This window comes from Ornithinimicrobium carbonis, from assembly GCF_977012275.1.
Genome location: NZ_OZ348993.1, coordinates 2,890,357 through 2,912,026 on the forward strand (window position 1 = coordinate 2,890,357; position 21,670 = coordinate 2,912,026).

At 75.0% G+C, this 21,670-nt stretch carries 19 protein-coding genes and 1 pseudogene; 13 read left to right on the plus strand and 7 right to left on the minus strand.

Going from position 1 to position 21,670, the window contains the following annotated elements:
• Positions 1-71: 71 nt before the first annotated feature.
• Positions 72-608: pseudogene (locus tag ACWHYA_RS13230) on the minus strand (FMN-binding negative transcriptional regulator); the annotation flags it as partial.
• A gap of 220 nt (positions 609-828) precedes the next feature.
• Between ACWHYA_RS13230 and ACWHYA_RS13235 the strand changes: the two are divergent.
• Genes ACWHYA_RS13235 through ACWHYA_RS13255 form a run of 5 tightly spaced genes read left to right on the plus strand, consistent with a single transcriptional unit; the run spans position 829 to position 8,834 of the window.
• Positions 829-2,322: a xanthine dehydrogenase small subunit gene (locus tag ACWHYA_RS13235; protein WP_425942522.1), complete on the plus strand. Its 1,494-nt coding sequence runs from the start codon at positions 829-831 to the stop codon at positions 2,320-2,322.
• Positions 2,319-4,763, plus strand: a complete 2,445-nt coding sequence (gene xdhB, locus ACWHYA_RS13240; protein ID WP_425942523.1) for a xanthine dehydrogenase molybdopterin binding subunit — start codon at positions 2,319-2,321, stop codon at positions 4,761-4,763. The genes ACWHYA_RS13235 and xdhB overlap by 4 nt, the downstream gene beginning before the upstream one ends.
• Before the next feature lie 2 nt (positions 4,764-4,765).
• Positions 4,766-5,614, plus strand: a complete 849-nt coding sequence (gene xdhC, locus ACWHYA_RS13245) for a xanthine dehydrogenase accessory protein XdhC (RefSeq protein ID WP_425942524.1) — start codon at positions 4,766-4,768, stop codon at positions 5,612-5,614.
• Positions 5,611-7,521: a glycosyltransferase gene (locus tag ACWHYA_RS13250; RefSeq protein WP_425942525.1), complete on the plus strand. Its 1,911-nt coding sequence runs from the start codon at positions 5,611-5,613 to the stop codon at positions 7,519-7,521. The genes xdhC and ACWHYA_RS13250 overlap by 4 nt, the downstream gene beginning before the upstream one ends.
• Positions 7,518-8,834 (plus strand): nucleotide disphospho-sugar-binding domain-containing protein, encoded by a 1,317-nt coding sequence (locus ACWHYA_RS13255; protein WP_425942526.1) that lies wholly within the window; start codon positions 7,518-7,520, stop codon positions 8,832-8,834. The genes ACWHYA_RS13250 and ACWHYA_RS13255 overlap by 4 nt, the downstream gene beginning before the upstream one ends.
• Before the next feature lie 20 nt (positions 8,835-8,854).
• Here ACWHYA_RS13255 and ACWHYA_RS13260 read toward each other — a convergent pair whose 3' ends face one another.
• Entirely contained in the window at positions 8,855-9,565 is a 711-nt protein-coding gene (locus ACWHYA_RS13260; protein WP_425942527.1) for a histidine phosphatase family protein, read from the minus strand.
• 132 nt (positions 9,566-9,697) lie between these two features.
• Here ACWHYA_RS13260 and ACWHYA_RS13265 point away from each other — a divergent pair, with 132 nt between their 5' ends.
• Together ACWHYA_RS13265 and ACWHYA_RS13270 are read left to right on the plus strand one after the other, a co-directional pair.
• Positions 9,698-10,252: a PadR family transcriptional regulator gene (locus ACWHYA_RS13265; protein ID WP_425942528.1), complete on the plus strand. Its 555-nt coding sequence runs from the start codon at positions 9,698-9,700 to the stop codon at positions 10,250-10,252.
• Between the two features lie 43 nt (positions 10,253-10,295).
• The gene (locus ACWHYA_RS13270; protein ID WP_425942529.1) at positions 10,296-11,978 is read left to right on the plus strand and encodes an ABC1 kinase family protein; all 1,683 of its coding nucleotides are present in this window, start codon (positions 10,296-10,298) and stop codon (positions 11,976-11,978) included.
• Between the two features lie 57 nt (positions 11,979-12,035).
• Here ACWHYA_RS13270 and ACWHYA_RS13275 read toward each other — a convergent pair whose 3' ends face one another.
• The 4 genes from ACWHYA_RS13275 to ACWHYA_RS13290 form a co-directional block, all read right to left on the minus strand.
• Positions 12,036-12,851 carry an alpha/beta fold hydrolase gene (locus ACWHYA_RS13275; protein WP_425942530.1) on the minus strand — a complete coding sequence of 272 codons (816 nt, stop codon included), beginning with the start codon at positions 12,849-12,851 and terminating at the stop codon, positions 12,036-12,038.
• A gap of 21 nt (positions 12,852-12,872) precedes the next feature.
• Entirely contained in the window at positions 12,873-13,178 is a 306-nt protein-coding gene (locus tag ACWHYA_RS13280; RefSeq protein WP_425942531.1) for a DUF6767 domain-containing protein, read from the minus strand.
• Between the two features lie 10 nt (positions 13,179-13,188).
• A complete protein-coding gene (locus ACWHYA_RS13285) occupies positions 13,189-13,791 on the minus strand; it encodes a CueP family metal-binding protein (RefSeq protein WP_425942532.1) in 603 nt (200 codons plus the stop codon).
• Between the two features lie 109 nt (positions 13,792-13,900).
• Complete coding sequence (locus ACWHYA_RS13290; protein WP_425942533.1) at positions 13,901-14,641, minus strand: Crp/Fnr family transcriptional regulator; 741 nt, start codon at positions 14,639-14,641, stop codon at positions 13,901-13,903.
• A gap of 194 nt (positions 14,642-14,835) precedes the next feature.
• Between ACWHYA_RS13290 and ACWHYA_RS13295 the strand changes: the two genes are divergently transcribed.
• Positions 14,836-15,096 (plus strand): hypothetical protein, encoded by a 261-nt coding sequence (locus tag ACWHYA_RS13295; RefSeq protein WP_425942534.1) that lies wholly within the window; start codon positions 14,836-14,838, stop codon positions 15,094-15,096.
• Between the two features lie 87 nt (positions 15,097-15,183).
• Here the strand turns inward: ACWHYA_RS13295 and ACWHYA_RS13300 are convergent, their stop codons facing one another.
• Positions 15,184-15,810 carry a pentapeptide repeat-containing protein gene (locus ACWHYA_RS13300; RefSeq protein ID WP_425942535.1) on the minus strand — a complete coding sequence of 209 codons (627 nt, stop codon included), beginning with the start codon at positions 15,808-15,810 and terminating at the stop codon, positions 15,184-15,186.
• A 73-nt stretch (positions 15,811-15,883) separates the two neighbouring features.
• On the opposite strand from ACWHYA_RS13300, the gene ACWHYA_RS13305 reads away from it, so the two are divergent.
• The 5 genes from ACWHYA_RS13305 (at position 15,884) to ACWHYA_RS13325 (ending at position 21,643) form a co-directional block, all read left to right on the plus strand.
• The gene (locus ACWHYA_RS13305) at positions 15,884-16,483 is read left to right on the plus strand and encodes a nucleotidyltransferase family protein (RefSeq protein ID WP_425942536.1); all 600 of its coding nucleotides are present in this window, start codon (positions 15,884-15,886) and stop codon (positions 16,481-16,483) included.
• A gap of 123 nt (positions 16,484-16,606) precedes the next feature.
• Positions 16,607-18,388, plus strand: a complete 1,782-nt coding sequence (locus ACWHYA_RS13310) for an HNH endonuclease (protein WP_425942537.1) — start codon at positions 16,607-16,609, stop codon at positions 18,386-18,388.
• Between the two features lie 90 nt (positions 18,389-18,478).
• On the plus strand, positions 18,479-19,381 hold the full coding sequence (locus ACWHYA_RS13315; protein WP_425942538.1) for an AAA family ATPase: 903 nt from the start codon (positions 18,479-18,481) through the stop codon (positions 19,379-19,381).
• Positions 19,381-20,496 (plus strand): vWA domain-containing protein, encoded by a 1,116-nt coding sequence (locus ACWHYA_RS13320; protein WP_425942539.1) that lies wholly within the window; start codon positions 19,381-19,383, stop codon positions 20,494-20,496. The genes ACWHYA_RS13315 and ACWHYA_RS13320 overlap by 1 nt, the downstream gene beginning before the upstream one ends.
• On the plus strand, positions 20,489-21,643 hold the full coding sequence (locus ACWHYA_RS13325; protein WP_425942540.1) for an XdhC family protein: 1,155 nt from the start codon (positions 20,489-20,491) through the stop codon (positions 21,641-21,643). Before ACWHYA_RS13320 ends, ACWHYA_RS13325 begins: the two co-directional genes overlap by 8 nt.
• Positions 21,644-21,670 lie beyond the last annotated feature (27 nt).

Below are 21,670 nucleotides of genomic sequence, written 5' to 3' on the forward strand. Positions count from 1 at the left end.
CCGACGGGCCGCCGGGTCCGGGAGGGCTGCGGACCGGTGTCGGACGCAGCGACGGCAGACCGGCCCCGTACCTAGATCAGGTCCCCCTCGGTCGGGGGACGGATCCGGCGCATCTCCTCGGCGAGGTCGGGGTTGCGTCGCTCCAGGTGGGCGATCACGTTCTCGACGACGCCCGGCTGCTTGTTCTGGCTGAGCTTGGCCCGGGCCTCGAGGCGTTCGACCCGCAGGCGCAGCCCGACGGTGCCCCTGGCGGCGGTACGCGTGCCGTGCTCGTCCTCGCTCAGGCTGCGGCCACCCGGGTGGTGCCGCTCGAAGTGGTCGGTCAGGTGGCGCAGGACGGCGTAGTTCTCCTCCTCGGTCAGGATCTCGGGGGTGCCGTACAGGTGGGCGGTGACGTGGTTCCAGGTGGGGATGACCTCGCCGGGCGGGTACCAGCTGGGGGAGACGTAGTCGTGCGGGCCCTGGACGATGACGAGGATCTCGTGCTGCCCGAGCTCGTGCAGGGTCTCGTCGGGGCGGCCGAAGTGGCTGACGATCGAGAGGTCCCCACGGCCCTCCTCGACCAGCACGGGGTAGTGGGAGGCGACCAGGCCGGTGCTGGCGGCGGAGACGAAGGTGGCTCAGGGGTGCCTGCGGACCAGACGCTCGACCTCGGCGGGATCGGTCATGAGGAAGGCGGGGGTATGACGCATCGGGGGCGTTCTTTCGGTCTGGCAGGGTGACGGGGAGCCGCGGTCGAGAGCTGGGGGGGTCCCCGACACGGTCGCACCCCCGGGCATGGTGCACAAGACCGCGCCGGGCCCACCGCGGTCGCTAGGATCGTCGGGTATGACGCCCACGTCGCGCCCGGCGACCGCGCAGACGCCCGCCCCCTCCCTCACGGTCAACGGCACGTCCGTGCCCCTGGCCGGTGCGACGCCCCACACCACCACGCTCGACTGGCTGCGGGACCGCGGGCTCACCGGTGCCAAGGAGGGCTGCGCGGAGGGGGAGTGCGGCGCCTGCGCCGTCCTGGTCGCCCGGCCCGACACCGGGACGAGGACCCCCACCCGGTGGGACGCGATCGTCTCCTGCCTCGTCCCCGTGGCCGCCCTGGACGGGCAGGAGGTGGTCACGGCCGAGGGGCTGGGCACCCCCGACCACCTCCACCCGGTCCAGCAGGAGCTGGCCGACCGGGGCGGGTCCCAGTGCGGCTACTGCACCCCGGGTTTCGTCTGCGCCATGGCGGCCGAGTACTACCGGCCCGACCGCCATGGCGCTGCCGACGCCCGCACGCTCGGCCCGGACGAGGAGCACGGGCCGGACGGGTTCGACCTGCAGGCCCTGTCGGGCAATCTGTGCCGCTGCACCGGCTACCGACCCGTCCGCGACGCCGCCCACGCCCTGGGCCGGCCGACGACGCCCGACCCCCTCGCCGAGCGGCGCGAGCGTCCTGCGCCGCGCCCACGCCATACCCGGCTGGTGTCCGACGGCGCCGAGATCGTGCGCCCGAGGGACCTGGCCGAGGCGGTGCAGCTGCTCGCCGACCACCAGGACGCGGTGCTGCTGGCCGGCTCGACCGACGTGGGTGTGGACCTCACCCTCGGGGGCGCCCGGCCCTCGTTCCTCCTCGCCGTCGACCGGCTCCCGGAGCTGCGCGCCCTGGAGCACACCGACGAGGAGGTCCGGATCGGGGCCGCGCTGAGCCTCAGCGAGATCGAACGCCGTCTCGACGGCCGGGTCCCGCTCCTGGCCCAGCTCCTGCCCCTGTTCGCCTCCCGCCTGGTCCGCAACGCGGCCACGCTGGGCGGCAACCTGGGCACCGCCTCCCCGGTCGGCGACGCGGCCCCCGTGCTGCTGGCCCTGGAGGCCTCGCTCGTGCTCGCCGGGCCGGACGGGGACCGCGTGGTGCCGCTGGCCGCCTACTTCACCGGCTACCGACAGAGCGTGCGCACCCCGGGCGAGATCATCCGTGAGGTCCGCGTCCCGCTGCCGCCCGCCCCTACCGCGGCCTTCCACAAGGTCGCCAAGCGCCGCCTCGACGACATCTCCAGCGTCGCCGTCGCCCTGGCCCTGGACGTGGTCGACGGCACCGTCGCCCGGGCCCGGATCGGACTCGGCGGCGTAGCGGCGACCCCCCTCCGTGCCCTGCGGACCGAGCAGGCGCTGGAGGGTATGCCGTGGACGCGCGCCACCGTCGACGCGGCCGCCGGCGTGCTCGCCTCGGAGGGCACGCCCCTGTCCGACCACCGGGCCAGCGCCCGCTACCGCAGCGCCATGCTCGGCGGTGCGCTGCTCAGGCTCCACGCCGACCACCCCCGTGCGGGGGAGGACGGGTCGTGACCTCCCTCTCCGAGCGCCCCGCCCGGGCCGTCGTGGGGCGGAGCGTGCCCCACGAGTCCGCCGTCCTGCACGTCACGGGCAGGGCGCTCTACACCGACGACCTCACGCCCCGGACCAAGGACGTCCTGCACGCCTGGCCCGTGCAGGCTCCCCATGCCCACGCCCGGGTCACCGGCCTGCGGGCGGAGCCGGCCTCCGCCGTCCCCGGGGTGGTCCGGGTCCTCACCGCGGCGGACGTCCCCGGGGTCAACGACGCCGGCGTGAAAGATGACGAACCGCTCTTCCCGACCGAGGTCTGCTTCCACGGGCACGCGGTCTGCTGGGTGCTCGGGGAGAGCCTCGAGGCCGCCCGGCGGGGCGCTGCGGCGGTCGAGGTCGACTACGAGCCGCTGCCGTCGGTCGTCACCCTGGCCGAGGCCATCGCGGCCGAGAACTTCCAGGGCGCCCAGCCCACGGTCCGGCGCGGCGACGTCGAGGCCGGCCTGGCGCGCGCGGCCCACGTGTTCTCCGGCGAGCTGGAGATGTCCGGCCAGGAGCACTTCGCCCTCGAGACGCAGGCGGCGCTGGCGACGGTCGAGGAGGACGGCCGGCTGTTCGTGCAGAGCAGCACGCAGCACCCGAGCGAGACGCAGGCGATCGTGGCCCAGGTGCTGGGGCTGTCCGCGCACGAGGTCACGGTCCAGTGCCTGCGCATGGGCGGCGGCTTCGGCGGTAAGGAGATGCAACCGCACGGGTATGCCGCGGTCGCCGCCCTGGGTGCCGTGCTGACCCGACGTCCGGTCCGGGTGCGGCTCACCCGGACCCAGGACCTCACCATGACGGGCAAGAGGCACGGCTTCCACGCGACCTGGCGGGTGGGTCTCGCCGAGGACGGGCGGCTCGAGGCGCTCGAGGCGACGCTGACCTCCGACGGCGGGTGGTGCCTGGACCTGTCCGAGCCCGTGCTCGCCCGGGCCCTGTGCCACGTCGACAACAACTACTGGATCCCCGACGTCCGCGTGACCGGTCGGGTCGCGCGGACCCACAAGACCTCCCAGACAGCCTTCCGCGGGTTCGGCGGACCGCAGGGGATGCTCGTCGTCGAGGACGTCCTGGGGCGGTGCGCACCGCTGCTCGGCATCGAGCCGCACGAGCTGCGCCGACGCAACTTCTACGCGGACGGCCAGCGCACGCCCTACGGACAGGTCATCACCCAGGCCGGACGGGTGCACCGGGCCTGGGACCAGGTCACCGAGAGCGGCGAGCTCGAGCGGCGGCGCGCGGAGATCGCCCGGTTCAACGCCGGGCACGAGCACGCCAAGCGGGCCGTGGCGATCACCCCGGTGAAGTTCGGGATCTCCTTCAACCTCACCGCGTTCAACCAGGCGGGGGCGCTGGTGCACGTCTACAAGGACGGGTCGGTGCTGGTCAACCACGGCGGCACGGAGATGGGCCAGGGGCTGCACACGAAGATGCTGCAGGTGGCCGCGACCAGCCTCGGGGTCCCGCTGGAGACGGTGCGCCTGGCGCCCACGCGCACCGACAAGGTGCCCAACACCTCCGCGACGGCCGCCTCGTCCGGGGCCGACCTCAACGGCGGCGCCGTGAAGGACGCCTGCGAGCAGATCACCGCCCGGCTGGCCCAGGTCGCTGCGCAGCGGCTCGGCGTGCCCGCGCCCGACGTGCGGTTCGTCGACGGTGTCGTGTCCGGGCTGGGGGTCGCGCAGACGCTCCCGTGGGAGGAGGTCGTCCGCTCCGCCTACTTCGCGCGCGTCCAGCTCTTCGCCGCCGGCTACTACCGGACGGAGGGCCTGCACTGGGACTCCGGCGTCATGCAGGGCAGCCCGTTCAAGTACTTCGCCCACGGGGTCGCGGCGGCCGAGGTCGAGGTCGACGGCTTCACCGGCGCCTACCGGACGCTGCGGGTGGACATCGTCCACGACGTCGGCGACAGCCTGTCGCCGCTGGTCGACATCGGGCAGATCGAGGGCGGCTACGTCCAGGGGGCCGGGTGGCTGACGCTGGAGGACCTGCGCTGGGACGAGGGCGACGGGCATGACCGCGGGCGGCTGCTCACGCGGAGCGCCAGCACCTACAAGCTGCCGAGCTTCGCGGAGATGCCGCAGGACTTCCGCGTCAGCCTGCTCGAGCGGGCGCACGAGGACGGCGCGGTCTACGGGTCGAAGGCGGTGGGGGAGCCGCCGCTCATGCTGGCCCTCGCCACCCGTGAGGCGCTGCGCCAGGCGTGCGCGGCCTTCGGTCCGGAGGGCACGAGCGTGGACCTGGCCATCCCGGCCACTCCGGAGGCCGTGTTCTGGGCCGTCCAGGAGGCGCGCGCCCGCGCTGACGCCGCCGGTGACGTCGAGGAGGGCGGTGGCACCGCGCCGCCTGCGGCCGACCCGACCGCACCGGACCGGCGCCCGGAGTCGGAGACCGCCCTGCACCAGCTCGGGGGGCGGTGACCGTGCGTTGGTCGCAGGCGGTGGAGCACCTGCGGACGCAGCGCGAGCCCGGGGTGCTGGTGACGCTGACCTCGGTCCGCGGCCACGCGCCCCGCGGGGCCGGGGCCAAGATGGTCGTGGGCCGGACCCGGACGTGGGACACGGTCGGGGGAGGCAACCTGGAGGCGGTCGCGGTGGAACGCGCGCGCGTCATGGTGCGCGAGGGCCGCACGGTGCCGGAGGCGTTCAGCACGTCCCTGTCCGAGCGGGCCCCGTCCCGGCACGGTCTGCAGTGCTGCGGGGGCGAGGTGGGCGTGCTGCTGGAGCCTCTGCCGGTCGTGCCGGCGGTCGCCATCTTCGGGCTGGGGCACGTGGGCCACGAGCTCGCCCGCATCCTGGCGCGCCACGACCTCGACCTGCACCTGGTGGACACGCGTCCGGACCGGCTCGGCCCGCAGCAGCTGGCCCCGCTCGCCGACGCCGACGCCCGGGTGCACCCCCACGCCGTCCCCGTGCTGCCCGAGCTGGTGCTCGATGAGCTGCCGCCCGGCACGCACGTGCTGGTCATGACGCACGACCACGCCGAGGACGCGGCGATCCTGGACGCCGCCCTGCGGACGGAGGGACTGGGGCCCGTCGGCCTGATCGGCTCGCGCACGAAGTGGGCCCGGCTGCGGCACCGGCTGGTGGAGGGCGGCCTCACCGAGGAGCAGGTCGCCCGCGTCCGCACCCCGGTCGGGCTGCCCGGCCTCGTCGGTGGTGACCCGGCCACGATCGCGGTGAGCGTGGCTGCCGACCTGCTGCTGAGCTGGACGTCCTCCTCGACGGTGGCGCCGGAGGAAGGGGCGGGAGCCACCGCCTCCCGCCGGTGAACGGCTCTCCGGCGTCCTCGACGCAGCGGGCCCTGGACGCGGTCCGGCAGGCCCCTTCGATGCTCACCGGCCTCGACGGGATGGACGACCTGACGGACGCGGTCCGGGCCGACGGCGCCGCCGCCGCACCGCTGCTGCGGGCCGCCGTCCACGACCCCACCGACACGCTGACGGCGGTCGTCGCGGTCCACGCCGCCGGCGTCGCCGGGCCGACGGCGGCGGCGGTGGTGGTGCCCCTGCTGGGGTCCGCCGTGCCGTTCCTGCGGGAGCACGCCGCGTGGTCGCTGGGGTCTGGCCCTCCGCTCGCGGAGGCCGTCGGCCCGCTGACGGCGATGGCCGGGGACGGCGGGCTCCTCGGCACGCTCGCCCGCGCGACCCTGGAGACCTGGGCGTCACCGGCCGGTGCCTCCTCCCGCGGTGCCTCCTCCCGCGGTGCCGACTCCCGCGGTGCCGACGTCGGGGCCGGTGCGCGCGGGCCGCACGACGACCGCGGTCTCACCGTCGCCCAGCTGTTCCTGCACGCCGACCTGGACGGCAGCCTCCTGCATGCGGGCAAGGGGGACACCGGGGGTATCGCGACCCTGCTGGTGCAGCTGGGCGACGCGCTCCTGGCCGACCCGCGGGTGGCCCGGGTGCTGACGCTCTCGCGCAGCCACCACGGTCAGGACCGGCGACCGGACGACCCCCTGGCGCCGGGTCACCACTACCTGGGCGTCCCGCTGCCCGGACCCGTCCGGCACGCGGCGGACACCTGGCACCTGCGCGAGGCCGTCCGCGACGGGTTGCGCCGGATCCTCACCGCCGCCGCCCCTGTGGACGTGCTCCACCTGCGCATGGCCGACGTCGGCGCGTGGGCGGCAGCGGAGGTGGCTGAGGAGCTGGGGATCCCCACGGTGCTCACGCTGGCGCCCGATCCGCACGCCCTGATCGCTGCGCGGGAGGACGCGGGCTCCCTCACCCGCACGACCTTCGGCGCCGTCGACCACGTCGAGCACCTCGTGCTGCGGGTCCGGCTCCTGCGCCACCTCGCCGCGCAGGCCGCCGCCCTCGTGGTCTTTCCGCGGCCCGATCTCGAACGGGACCTCCGCGACCTGCTGCACCTGGACCCCGGCACCGAGGCGCACCGGCTCACCGTCGTGCCGGAGGGCATCGACCTGGCCCCCCTGGACCGGGCCGCCCGTGAGGTGGGTGTCGCCGGAGGCAGCGGCACACCCCCGGCCTCCCGGGACGCGCTCTGCGAGCTGGACGCGCTCCTGGCCACCCTGCCGGCGGAGCGGCGGGGGCTGCCGCTGGTCGTCTCGGTCGGGCGGCTCCACCGGGTGAAGGGGATGGCGACCCTGGTCGAGGCCTGGGCCGCGGACCCCGCGTGCACCCTCCGCTGCAACCTGCTCGTGGTCGGCGGCGACCTCGAGGAGCCCACCGACGACGAGGCCGAGCAGCTGACCCGGATCGGGACGACCGTGCCCCCCGTGCTGGCCCCCGCCCGCGGTCTGCTCCTGGCCGGCCACCGGCCGCAGGGAACCGTCGTCACCTGGTTGGCGGCCGTCCGCCGCGGACGCCCGGGCCTCTGCGCTCCCGGCGGGGTCTACGTCTCGGCCAGCCTCAAGGAGGAGTTCGGCATCGCCATCCTCGAGGCGATGGCGTCGGGGCTGGTCGTGGTGGCCCCCCGTGAGGGCGGGCCGGCGACGTACGTCGAGGAGGGGGTGACGGGCCTGCTCGTGGACACCACGTCCCCGGCCGTCCTCGCCGGGGCGGTGGTGCGCGCCCTGGACCTCGCGGCCGCCCCCGACGCCGCGGACCGGGGCGACCACGCCCGGGCCGTCGTCGCCCGACGGTTCGGCATCGCCAGGATGGCCTCCTCCCTCGCGGACGTGTACGCGGGAGTCCTGGGCGAAGGTGGGTCATGACCCTGCTCGTGATCAGCCCCGACTACGCGTCCCACCTGCTGCCGCTCGCGACGCTGGGCACGGCCTGGGCGGACGCGGGCGAGCGGGTCGTGGTCGCGACCGGGCCGGCGACGGAGGGGATCGTGCGTCGGTTCGGTTTCGAGCGCGAGCACCTGCAGCTGGGGCGGGGGTCCAACCCCGGCGTCATCCGGGCCGAGGACCAGCCCCGGGGGGAGGACGAGGCCCTGCGGGGGTTCTTCGAGGCCACCCGGCGCGGAGCCGTGCAGACCCTCGCCTTCCAGGCGGCCGCGCGCGGGGACGACCTGCTCTGGGAGCCGCTCGTCGTCGCCCGGGAGGTGCAGCGCGTGGTCGACCGCGTCCGGCCCGACAGCGTGCTCGTCGACCACCTCGCCTTCAGCGCACGCCTCGCCCTGACCGCCGCCGGCGTGCGGCACGGCGACGTGGTCCTCGGCCACCCCTCGGCCCTGACCGTGGGGGAGGAGGTCTACGGCCTGCCGCCCGTCTGGCCGCGCCGCCTGCAGCCCGACCCCTCGGCCCTCCTCGCCCTGCGCCGGGCCTGCGAGCGGGTGCGGGACACGTTCACCGACCGGTGGAACGAGGCGCTGGTGACCCTCGACCCCGGTGCGCCTGCCTGCGAGGACGCGTTCGGCGTGACCGGGGACGTCCTTCTGCTGAACTATCCCGGGCAGCTGCATCCCCCCGCGCGGACGGCCCTGCTGGGCCGGCACGCCTTCCTCGGGTCTGCCGTCCGCACGGAGGCCCCGGACGCCGAGGTGGACGCGTGGCTGGCGCAGGGAGGACCCCCCGTGGTCTACGTCAGCCTGGGGAGCTTCCTGTCGGTGCGCTCCGACGTGCTGGCGACGGTGGTCGCCGCCCTCCGCGACCTGGACGTGCGGGTCGCCCTCGCGAGCGGCTCCACGACCCGGGAGGCCTTGGGGCCGGTTCCCGGGACCTGGCTGGTCCGTGCCGAGCTGCCCCAGGTCACCCTGCTGGACCACGCGGTGCTCGCGGTCTCCCACGGTGGGAACAACAGCGTCACCGAGGCGCTGACCGCGGGCGTCCCCCTCCTGCTGCTGCCGCTGTCCACCGACCAGTTCGCCGGCGCGGCCGCGGTCGAGGAGGCGGGGCTGGGGGAGGCGCTGGACCCCAACGGTGCCGCGCCCGAGGACGTCCGGGCCGTGGCGGAGGGGCTGCTCGAGCTCTCTGCCGAGCCCGCCACCAGGCTCAGGCGGCTGGCCCAGGAGCTCACCGACCGGCCCGGTGCCGGGCGTGCCCGCGCCGCGCTCACGGGGTCACCCCGGGAGGCGGCCTGAGCAGCCTCCCGCCGTCCGGCTCAGCGGTGCCGGTTCCACGCCTCCACGACCGGGTCCTCGTGGTGGTGACCCAGGACGGCGACCGCGCCGACCTCGAAGGTCAGGTGCGCGCCGAAGCGGGGGGCCTGCCGCAGGTAGACCGCGGCCAGCACCCGCAGGGCGTGGCCGTGCCCCACGAGGCAGACGTCCCCCTCGAAGAGGAGGGGCCAGATGCGGTCCAGGACCCGGCTCGCGCGGGCAGCCACCTCCTCGACCGTCTCTCCCGGCGTCGTGCCCGGAAGGACCCCGTGCTCGAAGACGGTCCAGTGGTAGCCGAGCTCGGCCCGGACGTCGGCCGTCGAACGTCCCTCGTAGGCGCCGTAGTCCCACTCGACCAGGTCCGCGTCCAGCTCGTCGACCTCCAGGCCGGCGAGGTCGGCGGTGGCCGTCGCCCGCTGCAGCGGCGAGGAGCGGACGTGGACGAACCGCCTGCCCTCCAGGACCTGGCGCAGCCCGCGGGCGGCTTCCTCGCCCTCGGGCAGCAGAGGCAGGTCGGTCAGCCCGGTGTGCTGTCCGGTCCTGGACCACTCGGTCTCGCCGTGGCGCACCAGGACCAGCCGACCGGAGGGGATGGCCGGTCCTGCCAGCCCGGCCGGCGGGGCGTCCGTGCGGTCGGGGCGGTCCGTGCGGTCGGGGGTCGGGGTGGGCTCGGGGACCTCGGTGGTGCCGGAAGCCTCGGGGGTGTCGTTCACGCCTGGCACAGTACGCGGCCAGGGAGGTGGGCACCATGCACCGAGGAAGGGTCCGTGCCCCGGCTGAGGTACTGTGGACGATAGATCACGATATGTCGCTCGCAGCATGCCGCTCGCACCGGAGGTCCACCCATGGCACCGCACCACCATTACACCGCCGGCAGCGGAGCGCCGTGGAGCCGGGGCGGGTTCGGTCCGCTCCTCGACGTCGCCCAGCAGCTGCGCGGGCTCAGCGGAGCCTCGGCCCAACGTGCCCGCCGCGGCGACGTGCGGGCCGCGATCCTGCGGCTTCTGGCGGAGGAACCGATGCACGGCTACCAGGTGATCGCCGAGCTCACGAACCGGAGCGGGGGAGCCTGGAGCCCGTCGGCCGGGTCGGTCTACCCGACCCTGCAGCTGCTCGCCGACGAGGGCCTGGTGGTCGCCGAGCCGGTCGGCGGCCGGAAGGTCTACCGGCTCACGGAGGCCGGGACCGACGCCGCCGCCCAGCTCGCCGGCCGGTCGGCCCCGTGGGAGGATGCCGCCGACCACCAGGGCGACGGGTCCGGCTACCACCAGGCCGTCGGGCGGCTGATGCAGGCGGTGTTCCAGGTCGGCCGGACCGGATCCGCGCACCAGCTGACCGCGGGGGCAGAGGTCCTCCAGGACGCCCGCCGGCGGCTGTACGCCATCCTCGCCGAGGACTGACGTCCTGCCTCCCGCCCCGTCAGCGACAGCGTCCGGAGGACGGATGAGGAGCTCGGACCTGCGCGTGCGCTACTGGCGCATCGTCCTGTTCTTCGCCCGGGTGACGGCCGGCTTCATCTGGTGGGAGATCGTGCTGCGGCGGCTGGGCCTGGGCCGGCTCGCGGCGCGCACCCGCGCGGAGCGCGGTCGGCGGGCGGCCGTGCGCTTCCGAGCGCTCGCCGTCTCGATGGGTGGGCTGATGATCAAGGTCGGCCAGTTCCTCTCCGCCCGGCTGGACGTGCTGCCTCCGGAGATCACGGCCGAGCTCTCGGGTCTGCAGGACGAGGTGCCGGCCGTCGACGTCGCGGCCGTCCGGAGGGTTGCCGAGGCGGAGCTGGCGCTCCCCCTGGCCGAGCACTTCACGTGGTTCGACGAGACGCCTCTGGCGGCCGCCTCCCTGGGGCAGGTGCACCGTGCGCGGCTGCGGCCGGCGGACGCGGCCGAGCAGGGGTTCACGGACGTGGTCGTCAAGGTGCAGCGTCCGCACATCCAGGAGGTCGTCGAGGTCGACCTGTCGGCGCTGCGCCGCGTGGGCGGCTGGTTGGAGCGCTATCGTCCCGTCCGCGAGCGCGCCGACGTCCGGGCCCTCGTCGAGGAGTTCGCGGCCACCACGCTGCAGGAGGTGGACTACCTCGCCGAGGGTGCCAGCGCCGAGACCTTCGCCGCCAACTTCGCGGACGACCCGCGCGTCGCCATACCCGCCGTGGTGTGGGAGCTGAGCGGTCGGCGCGTGCTCACCCTCCAGGACGTCTCTGCGATCAAGCTGGCCGACCACGCCGCGATCACGGCCGCCGGCATCGACCGGGCCGAGGTCGCGCAGGTGCTGGCGGAGACCTACCTGCAGCAGATCTTCACCGACGGCCTCTTCCACGCCGACCCCCATCCCGGGAACCTCTTCGTCACCCCCCGACCGGACGCGGGGCCGGGCGAGCCGGGGTGGACGCTGACCTTCATCGACTTCGGCATGGTCGGGCACGTGCCGGAGGACCTGCGCGCGGGACTGCGCGACCTGCTCGTCGCAGCGGGTCTGCGGGACGGCGCCAGGATGGTCGCCGGCCTGCGCCGGCTCGACCTGCTGCTGCCCACCGCAGACCTGGCGGGCATCGAGTCCGCCGTCGACCAGGTCTTCGAGCGCTTCGGCGGCCTGCGCATGGACGAGCTGCAGCAGATCCCGCCGGAGGAGATGCTCCGCTTCGGGCTGCAGTTCCGCGAGCTGCTGCTCGAGCTGCCCTTCCAGGTGCCCGAGAACCTGCTGCTGCTGGGCCGGTCGATGGGCATCCTGTCCGGCATCTGCACCGGGCTGGACCCCGAGTTCGACGTGTGGGGCACGATCACCCCCTACGCCTCCCAGCTGCTGGAGGACGAGCGGCAGGGCCTGCCGCAGACCGTCGTGGGCGAGGCGCTCGCGCTGGGGCGGCTGCTGCTCGTGCTGCCCCGCCGGGCAGACCGCGTCCTGACGCTGGCGGAGCGGGGTGAGCTCGCGGTCAGGACACCGGCCCTCACCGCGCAGGTGCGCCGTCTGGAGCGGTCGGTGAACCGCACCGGCGGGGTCCTCGTGTTCGCGGCGCTGCTGGTCGCGGGAGCGGTCCTCACCGCGTCCGACCAGGGCACCGGGCGTCTGCTCATGGTGCTGTCGACGCTGCCGCTGGTCTGGGTGCTGACGACCGGGTTGCGTCGGGGGCCTTGAAGGGAAGGGCTCGCGCCGCCCACCGTCGTCGTGCGGTGGCGGGCCGGGAGCCCTGGCTCAGTGACGGTGGAGGAAGTCGGCCACCAGGCTTGCCACCCGGGCCGTGTGCGTCCTCAGGAGGAGGTGGTCGGCTCCAGGCAGCACGTGGTGCTCGGCCTGGGGGAAGAGCTCCGCCACCCAGTCGTGCACCTGGGCGAACCACGGACCGCTGTCGCCTCCGCCGACGTAGAGGACGGGGGCGAGGACCTCGGCGGCCCGGGTCGGACCGAAGCGCCAGGTGAGCAGGGCCGGTACGTCGGAGCTGAAGAAGACGGTGGCGTCCCGCTCGACGCGGGCGACCTCGTCCGCTCCGGTGGCCGCCCGCTGCGCCTCCCAGCTGTCCGTCCCGAGCACGCGGGTGAAGGCCTCGAGCGCCGCCGTGACACCCTCCTGGGCGAAGACCTCCATCAGCTCCTGGCTGGCGTGGCGGAACGCGGTTCCCGCCTCCACCTCCACCGGCGGCGGCTCCAGCAGGGTCAGGGTGCGGACCAGCTCGGGACGGGCCGCGGCGAGCTCCAGCGCGACGGCCCCGCTGTAGCTCGCCCCGACGACGTGGGCCGGGGAGGCGTCCAGGGAGACCAGGACCGTGGCGCAGTCCGCGGCGTCCTGGACGACCGACCCCGGCGCCCGGGCCGGGGCACCGTCCGGGACGGTCAGGTAGCCCCGCCGGCGCAGGTCCACCACCCGGTGCCGTGAGCGCAGCGACGGCTCGCACCCGAGGACGGCCACCTCGTCGGTGGACAGGGCGGTCTGGACGAGCAGCAGGGTCGGGCCGTCCCCGTGGAGACGGACCTCCAGCACGCCACCGTCGACGGGCACCCGGGCCACGGTCACCCGACCACCGTAGACCCGGCGTCAGCCTGGTGCGGCCCGTCCCTGGGCTGCGGTGGCCGCCGCCCGGTGGGCGCTGCGCCGGCCCGCCGGCTCGGCGGCCATCTCAGGATCGTCCTGCACGAGGTAGACCAGGCCGCAGTCCTGCGGCCCGGTCGCCCCGGGGAAGCACAACGTGCACGGCTCGCCAACGCGGACAGGGCAGCGGGGCACGGGACGACGACGGGCAGGGGCGCTCACGTGAGGGTCAACGCCCGGGTCGACCGGGCCCTTCCCAGCTGCCTCCGTCCGCTCTGCGTGCGTACACCGGCGAGCGCCCCGCGTCCCCACGCGTGCGCCGTCACGCCTCCAGCTGGAGGGTGGTGATGCAGGTGGGGCTGCCCTCGGTGGTGGCGAAAGGAACGCTCCCGGTGGCTCCCTCGTGCTCGACCTCGATGGTGCCCGCCACGTCGCGCGGCACCCAGAAGCCGACGAAGCCGTTGCTGTAGGTCGTGGTGGTCTCGTCCACCAGGACCGTGCCGTCGTCGGTGACGATGCGGACGGTCACCTCCTCCTGGGCCAGCTCGCCCTGGCAGGTGGCCAGCGAGTGGAAGTAGCACTCGTGGGTCTGGTCGAGGAAGGGCGCGAGGGAGACGTAGAACTCGTCCTCCGGGAGCGGAAGCGCGACCTCGGTCTGCCCGTCCCCCAGCAGCAGGGCGTCCTCACGGACGGAGGCGGCGAGGGGCAGGGGACGCGCGTCGGCGCTGGTGTCGAGCTCCTCCACGATCGTGCGGGCGTCCGTGCCCGCCAGGTCCATCTTCGCCAGCAGGGCGTCCACGGACGCCTGGTCGCCGGTCCGGGTGGTGCTGGCTGTCGGCGCCGGCTCCGGGTCGCTGGTGGAGCAGCCCGCGAGGGCCAGGACGGCGGCCAGTCCGAGGGGGAGCAGGGGACGGAACGTGGGCATCTGAGGTCTCCCGAGAGGGTCGTCGCCCGGACCGGGGGGTCGGGCGTGGGACCAGATTACGACGAAATGTCGGAGAGGCGAAGGGGCAGGGGTGTGGCCTCCGTCACGGTCAGCCCTGACCGCCCATCGTCAGCAGCGCGTCCACGTCGAGCAAAGTGATCCGCCGACCGGGTCCGAGGGCGACCAGGCCCGAGTCGCTGAGGCGGCGCAGCTGACGGCTCAGCGACTCCGGGGTGGTGTCCAGCAGGGAGGCGACGTCCTTCTTGGCGAGCGGGAGCTCGACCTGCAGACCGTCGTCCGTCCGTCGTCCCGGCAGGGACAGCAGGTGGTCGGCCAGCCGCGCGGAGACGTCGGTGGAGATCGCCGCGCCGAGCCGTTCCTCGGTCTGCGACAACCGTCGGCTCAGGGTCTGCAGCATCCGCAGGCCGATGCTGGGGTGGCGGGCGACGAGCTCGTGCAGCTCCTGGTGGCGGAAGACGCACAGGCTCGTGGTCTCGACGGCGCTCGCGGCGTGGTCGGGTCGGCCGCCGTCGAGGAAGGCGGACTCGCCCACGAAGTCTCCGGGGCCGAGGACCCGCACGATCTGCTCGTGCCCGTCCGCGGTGACCCGGGAGATCTTCACCCTCCCGGTGTGGACCACCAGGAGCTGGGAGACGTCCTGTCCCGCGGTGTAGACCACCTCATCCGTGCCGAGCCTCGTCGGCCGGGCGACCGTGGCGACCTGCTCCTGCTCGGCGCGGGTCAGTCCCGAGAAGAGGGGCACGCGGGCCACGCACAGGTCGTCCTGGTGGACGGGGAGCGACCTCCGGTCGCCCGGACGTCCTGCGCCGGTGTCGGGTCGGGTGGGCATGGGCACCTCCTGGGCCCAGTATGTGCCGTCGGCACCACCCGTGGAGCCGCCGGCCTCCCGCTCCGCCGGGGCGCGGTCGGTCGTGCCGGTCGCGTCGGCCGTCGGACGTCGGACGTCGGCCGTCGGACGTCGGACGTGCCGAGGGTGGGGGAGAGGTCCACACTGGGGGAGGAACCGACCCGGAGGAGGACACCATGAGCGAAGATCTCGAGGACCAGCGCACGGAGGCCCGGGAGGCCCTCTCGTCCCAGGGCGCGGGCATGGGCATGGACGAGGAACCCACCACGTTCGAGCCCGAGGAGGATCCCGACGCCCTCGAGGAGGACGACCCGGAACGGGTCCTGCCGGACGAGGAGCGCGCGGTGGGTGACGCCGAGTCCGAGGAGGAGCGTCTGCTCCCGGACGAGGAGAGACGGGTGCCGGACCTGGCGCCCGAGCTGGACGCGCCCGGGTAGGCGCGCGACCGACCGGCCCGCCCGAGCAGGGGCGCACCTGCCCGACCCCCGCCCGAGCAGGGCGCGGCCGCATACCGCGGTGGTCTCCTAGGCGTCGGTGTCGACCACGGCACCCAGGGACCCCGCCAGCGCGAGGGCGCCGGTGACGTCCAGCCGAACGCCCCGGACGCGGGCGTCCTCCAGGTCGGCGGCCGAGAGGGCGCACCCGCGCAGGTCCGCCCCCTCCAGGCGGGTCCGCCGCAGGTCTGCGCCGGTGAGGTCGCTACCGCGCAGGTCGCAGGCGCGCAGGTCGGCCCCGGACAGGTCGGCCTCGGTGAGCCGCAACCCTCGCCAGGACTGCTCCCGCAGGTCCGCGTTGACGAGCGAGACGCCCCACCACGAGCCGCCTCTGACGGTGACCGGCTTCCAAGAGCAGGCCGTGAAGATGGTGCCATCCCACCGGCAGCCGTCGAGCGTGGCGTCGAAGAAGGAGCACGCCACGAACGTGCACGCGACGAACGAGCTCTGCTCCAGGCCGGCCGCGTTGAACCGCACGCGTTCGAAGGTGCACTCCTGGAAGCGGCAGCCGCGGACCGACGCCTCGGTGAGGTCGACCTCGGCGAAGGTGCACCGCTCCCAGGACCGGTCCACGAGCTCGGTGGCGTACCAGTCCTCCTCCACCACCCGCGTGCCGACCTCGGGCGTGGGCGGTCGGGACGGGTCGCTGGAGGTCACCGGTCCATCCTGCACCGGAACGACTGCGGCGGGCTCGACGGTGGACGGTGGGCCGGTCGGTGAGACTAGGGGCATGAGCCGGACGACGGGACTGCTGCTGGCGGCGGGGGAGGGGCGTCGCTACGGGATGCCGAAGGCCCTCGTCGCCGACGAGGACGGCTTCTGGGTGCACCGCGCGGTCCGCGCCCTCGTGGACGGGGGGTGCGAGGACGTGGTCGTCGTCACCGGTGCCCGGGCGGAGGAGGTCGAAGGTCTCCTCGCGCAGCTGCCCGAGTGGACGGGAGGCCGGGTCACGGCCGTGCGCTGCGGGAGCTGGGAACGGGGGATGGGGTCGTCGCTGCGGTCCGGTCTGACGGCCCTGGCGTCGCGTGGTCGCACGGTGCCCCGGCGGGCCGTGGTGCACCTCGTCGACCTCCCCGACGTGGGTCCGGCCGTCGTGGAGCGCCTCCTGCGGGAGGCGGACACCACGGGTGGGCAGACGTCCCAGGTGGCACGGGCCGCGTACGGCGGACGGCCCGGTCATCCGGTGGTCCTCGGTCAGCGCCACTGGGACGGGGTCCTGGGCGGCGCCGGTGGAGACGCGGGGGCCCGTGGCTACCTGCGGCGGGTGCAGCCGGTGCTCGTGGAGTGCGGCGACCTCGCGACGGGGCAGGACGTCGACGTTCCGGGGTGATCGTCGCTGGTCCGGTCCGGTGGACGTGTGTTCGAGGGTCTGTCGGTGGTGGGTCCTAGGGTGTTCTTCAAAGGTGGAGCCGGGGGAGGTTTCGCCGTTGGACCACCGGAGGGGGTGGGGGACGTGGACGCAGGACCGGAGGGGATCGGCACCGGGCCGGCCGCGGAGTCGGCCGGGCAGGAGCGGGGTATGGCGTCACCCGCCTGCTCGTGCGGGTGCCGCTGCGCCTCGGCCGGGCCCGGGGAGCCGGGTCTGGTCGAGGTGGTGCAGGGCTGGACCCGGGCGCTGGCCGGCGCGGAGGTGTCGCAGATCGACGATGCGGGGCTGCTGGCCCTGGTGGAGGGGCTGGAGGTGCTGTCCCGCACGGTCGGCGCGGTCAGCGCCCGGGCGCAGGTCGCCTTCGGTGCCTCCCAGGTGGCCGCCCAGGCCCGGGAGGGGGTCCCCGCCTCCAGACGCGGGAGGGCGGTGGCCGACGACCTGGCGGCCGCACGGCGTACCTCGCCGTACTGGGCCGGGCGGGAGCTGACCGCGGCGCGGGCGCTGGTGGGCGAGATGCCGGCCACGTTCGCCGCACTGGCCGGAGGCACGATCAGCCCGGCCCAGGCCCGTCTGGTCACCGAGGCCACCTCCTGCCTGGACCCCGCAGACCGGGCGCAGGTCGACCGGCGGCTGGCCGGGTCCCTGGCAGGGGCCTCGACCCGGCAGATCGTGGCGGCGGCCCGCGCGCTGGCCTACGAGGTCGACCCGGCCGGGTTCGTGGCCCGGGCCCGCCGAGCGGCGGCCGACCGGGGGGTCTCGGTGCGCCCGGCCCCGGACGTGATGGGCCTGCTGTGCGCCCGGTTGCCGGCTGCCCAGGCGATCGCGACCCACCAGGTGCTGCGCACCCACGCCGAAGGCGCCCGCGCCGCCGGCGACCCGCGCACCCTGAACCAGCTGATGGCCGACGAGCTGGTCGCGCGGGTCACCGGCCGCACCGTCGTGGACGGCATCGACGTCGAGATCGGCCTGGTCCTGACCGACGCGACCCTGCTGGCCGGGGACAGCGCCGCGGCCGACCTGAGCGGGTACGGGCCCCTGCCCGCCGACCTGGCCCGCGACCTGCTGACCCCCTCCACCGACACCCCGGAAGCCCTGGACGACCACGACGACACCGGCCACCCGCAGGTCGACGACGACCACGACGACACCGGCCACCCGCAGGTCGACGACGACCACGACGGGGAGCGAGGCCCCGGCGAGGGGAACCAGCCGGCCCGCGGGCGGCAGCAGGCACCTGGGCCGTGCCCGGCCGGTGGCCGGTGCACCGACGCCCGATGCACCGCCGTCCACGGCGGTACACCCCCAGGGCCGCCCCCACCGACCCTGCCCACCCGCACCTCTCAGCAGCAACCCCAGACACCCGGCGGCCCCACCGCAGGGACCCCCGGGTCTGCCGGGTCTGCCGGGTTGCCCGGGTCAACCGGGCTGCCCGGGCCGGACCCTGGCACGATCAGGGCCGGCACGGTGTGGCTGCGCCGGCTGTGGACCGACCCGCTCACCGGGGTGCTGACCGTGCGCGACCCCCGACGCCGCGTCTTCACCGGGGCCCTGCGCGCCACGCTGATCGCCCGCGGCCGCTACTGCGCCCACGCCTGGTGCGGCGCGCCCATCCGCCACCTGGACCACATCACCCGCTACCGCGACGGCGGCACCACCACCGTCGACAACGCCCGAGGCCTGTGCGCCCGCTGCAACCTGGCCCGCGAGCACCCCCGCCACGCCGACCCACCACCCAGCACCTACCAGGACCCACCACCGGTCCTGGACACCTTCCACGGCCGAGCACCCACCACAGCACCACCACCACCACCACGCACCGACGACGCCCACGACCACGAGAACGACCCCCTCCGGCGCAGCGCCTGAACCGGCTCGGCAGCGCCGGCGGGCGGCCGGGGCACGTAGAGCGGCACACCCGGTTGGACGCTGCCTCGGCCCGTCGGTCATGCTCGGCTCATGCAGCGCGACGACGTCATGGCCGATCCGCAGGCGCTGGCCGAGGCGCTGGCCACCACCGGGTACCTCACCGACGAGGGCCTGGCCACCGTGACCTGGCTGTCGCACGCCCTCCAGCGTCCGCTCCTGCTCGAGGGGGAGCCGGGGACCGGCAAGACCGCGCTGGCCGAAGCGCTGGCCGAGCTGCGGGGGATCCCGCTGGTGCGGCTGCAGTGCTACGAGGGGATCGAGGCCAGCCAGGCGTTGTACGACTGGGACTTCCCGCGTCAGATCCTGCACCTGAGGGTGGTCGAGGCGGCGGCGACGGCCGGTCCCGACCGCGAGGTCGCAGACGTCGCCGCGCTGGAGCACGAGCTCTTCGACGAGCGGTTCCTGCTGGCGCGGCCGGTCCTGCGCGCCCTGCAGGAGGCACCCTGCGTGCTGCTGGTCGACGAGATCGACCGGGCGGACGACGAGTTCGAGGCGTTCCTGCTCGAGGTGCTGTCCTCGTGGTCCGTCTCCATCCCCGAGCTGGGGACGATCCGCGCGACCGAGCCCCCGCTCGTGGTCCTGACCTCCAACCGGACCCGCGAGCTGCACGACGCGCTCAAGCGACGCTGCCTCTACCACTGGATCGAGCACCCCGGCCTGGACCGGGAGCTGGCGATCGTCCGCACCCGGCTGCCCGAGGTCGACGAGCGGCTGGCGGCGGAGGTGGTGGGCGTGGTGCAGCGGCTACGGGCCGAGGCGGACCTGGTGAAGCCGCCCGGGGTGGCCGAGACCCTCGACTGGGCCCGGGCGCTGCACGCCCTGGGGGCCAGCACCCTGGACCCGCAGGTCGCCGCTGCGACCATGGGAGCGGCGATCAAGTACCGCGAGGACGCCGAGCGGGTCAGAGCGTCCCTGGACCGGATGCTGGCCTGATGCCGCACGCCGACGGCTGGGACGCGGGTCAGGTGCTGCTCGGTTTCGCGCGTGCCTGCCGGGCCGCCGGGCTGCCCGTCACGGCGGACCGTGAGCGCACCTTCCTGCAGGCCTGCTCAGCGGTCGGGCTGGGGCGTCGGGACGCCGTCTACTGGGCCGGGCGGGGGACGCTCACCGCCTCCGGCGCGGACGTCGAGCCCTACGACCGGGTGTTCGACGCCTGGTTCGCCGGTCGTCCCCTGCGGGCGGTCGGTCGGAACGAGGTGCCGAGGGTCACCACCGTGCAGGCACCTCTGGACGGACCCGGGGCCGGCGGGGCGGACGGCCGGGAGAACCCCGTGCTGCGCGTGGCGGCCTCCCCCGAGGAGGTTCTGCGTCACCGCGACGTCGCCGGTCTGTCCCCGACCGACAGGGCCGCCCTGCGACGACGGTTCGCCTCCCTGCGTCCGCGGTCTCCGCGACGCCGGGGACGACGGCATACCCCTGCGCACCACGGTGCCGTCGACGGCCGGGCGACGGTGCGCGCCCAGCTGCGCAACCTGGGGGAGCCGGTGCGCGTCCGCCACCGGCGGCGGCGGCCCCGTCCGCGCCCGGTGGTGGTGCTGGTGGACGTGTCCGGCTCGATGGGTCCCTACGCCGACAGCCTGCTGCGGCTGGCCCACGTCATGGTCCAGGCCGCTCCGCGCACGACCGAGGTCTTCACGCTCGGCACCCGGCTGACCCACGTGACCCGGGCGCTGCGCGAACGTGATCCGGACCGTGCCCTGCTGGCGGCCGGGGAGACGGTGCCCGACTGGTCCGGCGGGACGCGGTTGGGGGAGACGCTGGACGCCTTCGTGCGACGCTGGGGCCGCCGCGGCACGGCCCGCGGCGCGGTCGTGGTCATCGTCAGCGACGGGTGGGAGCGGCAGGACCCGGCCCGGCTGGGGGAGGCGGTGCGGCAGCTGCACGCCCTGGCCCACCGGGTCGTGTGGGTCAACCCCCACCGGGGTAAGGAGGGTTACGCTCCCGTGCAGTCCGGGATCCGTGCGGTCCTGCCGCACGTGGACGACCTCGTCGCCGGCCACTCGCTGGCGACGTTCGAAGAGCTGCTGGAGGTGGTCGCGCGTGCGTGAGGTCCTGGACAGGCTGCTCCGGTGGTGGGACGACGGCGAGCAGGTCGCCCTCGCGACGGTCGTCGGCACGTGGAAGTCGGCCCCCCGCCAGCCCGGCGCGGCGATGCTGGTGGGGGTGGAGGGTGAGGCCGTCGGCTCCGTGTCCGGCGGCTGCGTCGAGGGAGCCGTCTACGAGCTGGGCCAGGAGGTGATCGCCTCCGGCTCCCCCGTGCTGCAGAGGTACGGCGTGTCCGACGACGAGGCCATGGGCGTCGGACTGACCTGCGGCGGGATCCTCGACATCTTCGTCGAGCGGGTCGGTCGCGAGGACTTTCCCGAGCTGGCCGCGGTGGCCGCCGACATCGAGGCCGGCGTGCCCGTGGCGGTGGCGACGGTCGTCGAGCACCCCGACCCTGACCTGCTCGGCCGCCACCTCGTGGTCCGCCCGGAGGGTGCGCCGTCCTCCGGCACCCTCGGCTCGCCCCGCGCCGACGCGGCCGTGCTCGACGACGCCCGGGGGATGCTGGCCCAGGGGCGGACCGCCACCCTGAGCTACGGCCCCGAGGGGCAGCGCCGGGGCGAGGGGATGCGCGTCTTCGTCAGCTCCTACGCCCCCCGGCCCCGGATGCTCGTGTTCGGAGCGATCGACTTCGCAGCCGCGGTGGCCCGGATGGGGACCTTCCTCGGCTACCGCGTGACCGTGTGCGACGCCCGACCGGTCTTCGCCACGGCCAGCCGCTTCCCCGACGCCGACGAGGTGGTCGTCTCCTGGCCGCACCGCTACGTCGAGGAGCAGATGCGCCTGGACGCCCTCGACGAGCGGACGGTCGCCTGCGTCCTGACCCACGACCCCAAGTTCGACGTGCCCCTGCTGGAGCGGCTCCTCGGGGACGGTGCCCCGCCGCTCGCGTACGTCGGGGCGATGGGGTCGCGCCGCACCCATGAGGACCGGTTGAACCGGTTGCGCGGCGTGGGGCTGACCGAGGAGCAGCTGGCGCGCCTGCGCAGCCCGGTCGGCCTCGACCTGGGCGCCCGCACGCCCGAGGAGACGGCCGTCTCGATCGCCGCGGAGATCATCGCCGAACGGTGGGGCGGTCAGGGCGAGCCGCTCAGCCGCACCGAGGGGGCCATCCACCGTCACGAGCCGGGAAACCCTCCGGCGGACTGAGCGCCACCGGTGCACCCCTTGCGGTGC

Coding starts and splice junctions, on each gene's coding strand:
- ACWHYA_RS13295 (WP_425942534.1), top strand. CDS start 14,836: ATGAGCGAAGATCTCGAGGACCAGCGCACGGAGGCCCGGGAGGCCCTC.
- ACWHYA_RS13255 (WP_425942526.1), top strand. CDS start 7,518: ATGACCCTGCTCGTGATCAGCCCCGACTACGCGTCCCACCTGCTGCCG.
- ACWHYA_RS13285 (WP_425942532.1), bottom strand. CDS start 13,791: ATGCCCACGTTCCGTCCCCTGCTCCCCCTCGGACTGGCCGCCGTCCTG.
- ACWHYA_RS13315 (WP_425942538.1), top strand. CDS start 18,479: ATGCAGCGCGACGACGTCATGGCCGATCCGCAGGCGCTGGCCGAGGCG.
- ACWHYA_RS13290 (WP_425942533.1), bottom strand. CDS start 14,641: ATGCCCACCCGACCCGACACCGGCGCAGGACGTCCGGGCGACCGGAGG.
- ACWHYA_RS13270 (WP_425942529.1), top strand. CDS start 10,296: ATGAGGAGCTCGGACCTGCGCGTGCGCTACTGGCGCATCGTCCTGTTC.
- ACWHYA_RS13320 (WP_425942539.1), top strand. CDS start 19,381: ATGCCGCACGCCGACGGCTGGGACGCGGGTCAGGTGCTGCTCGGTTTC.
- ACWHYA_RS13265 (WP_425942528.1), top strand. CDS start 9,698: ATGGCACCGCACCACCATTACACCGCCGGCAGCGGAGCGCCGTGGAGC.
- ACWHYA_RS13305 (WP_425942536.1), top strand. CDS start 15,884: ATGAGCCGGACGACGGGACTGCTGCTGGCGGCGGGGGAGGGGCGTCGC.
- ACWHYA_RS13235 (WP_425942522.1), top strand. CDS start 829: ATGACGCCCACGTCGCGCCCGGCGACCGCGCAGACGCCCGCCCCCTCC.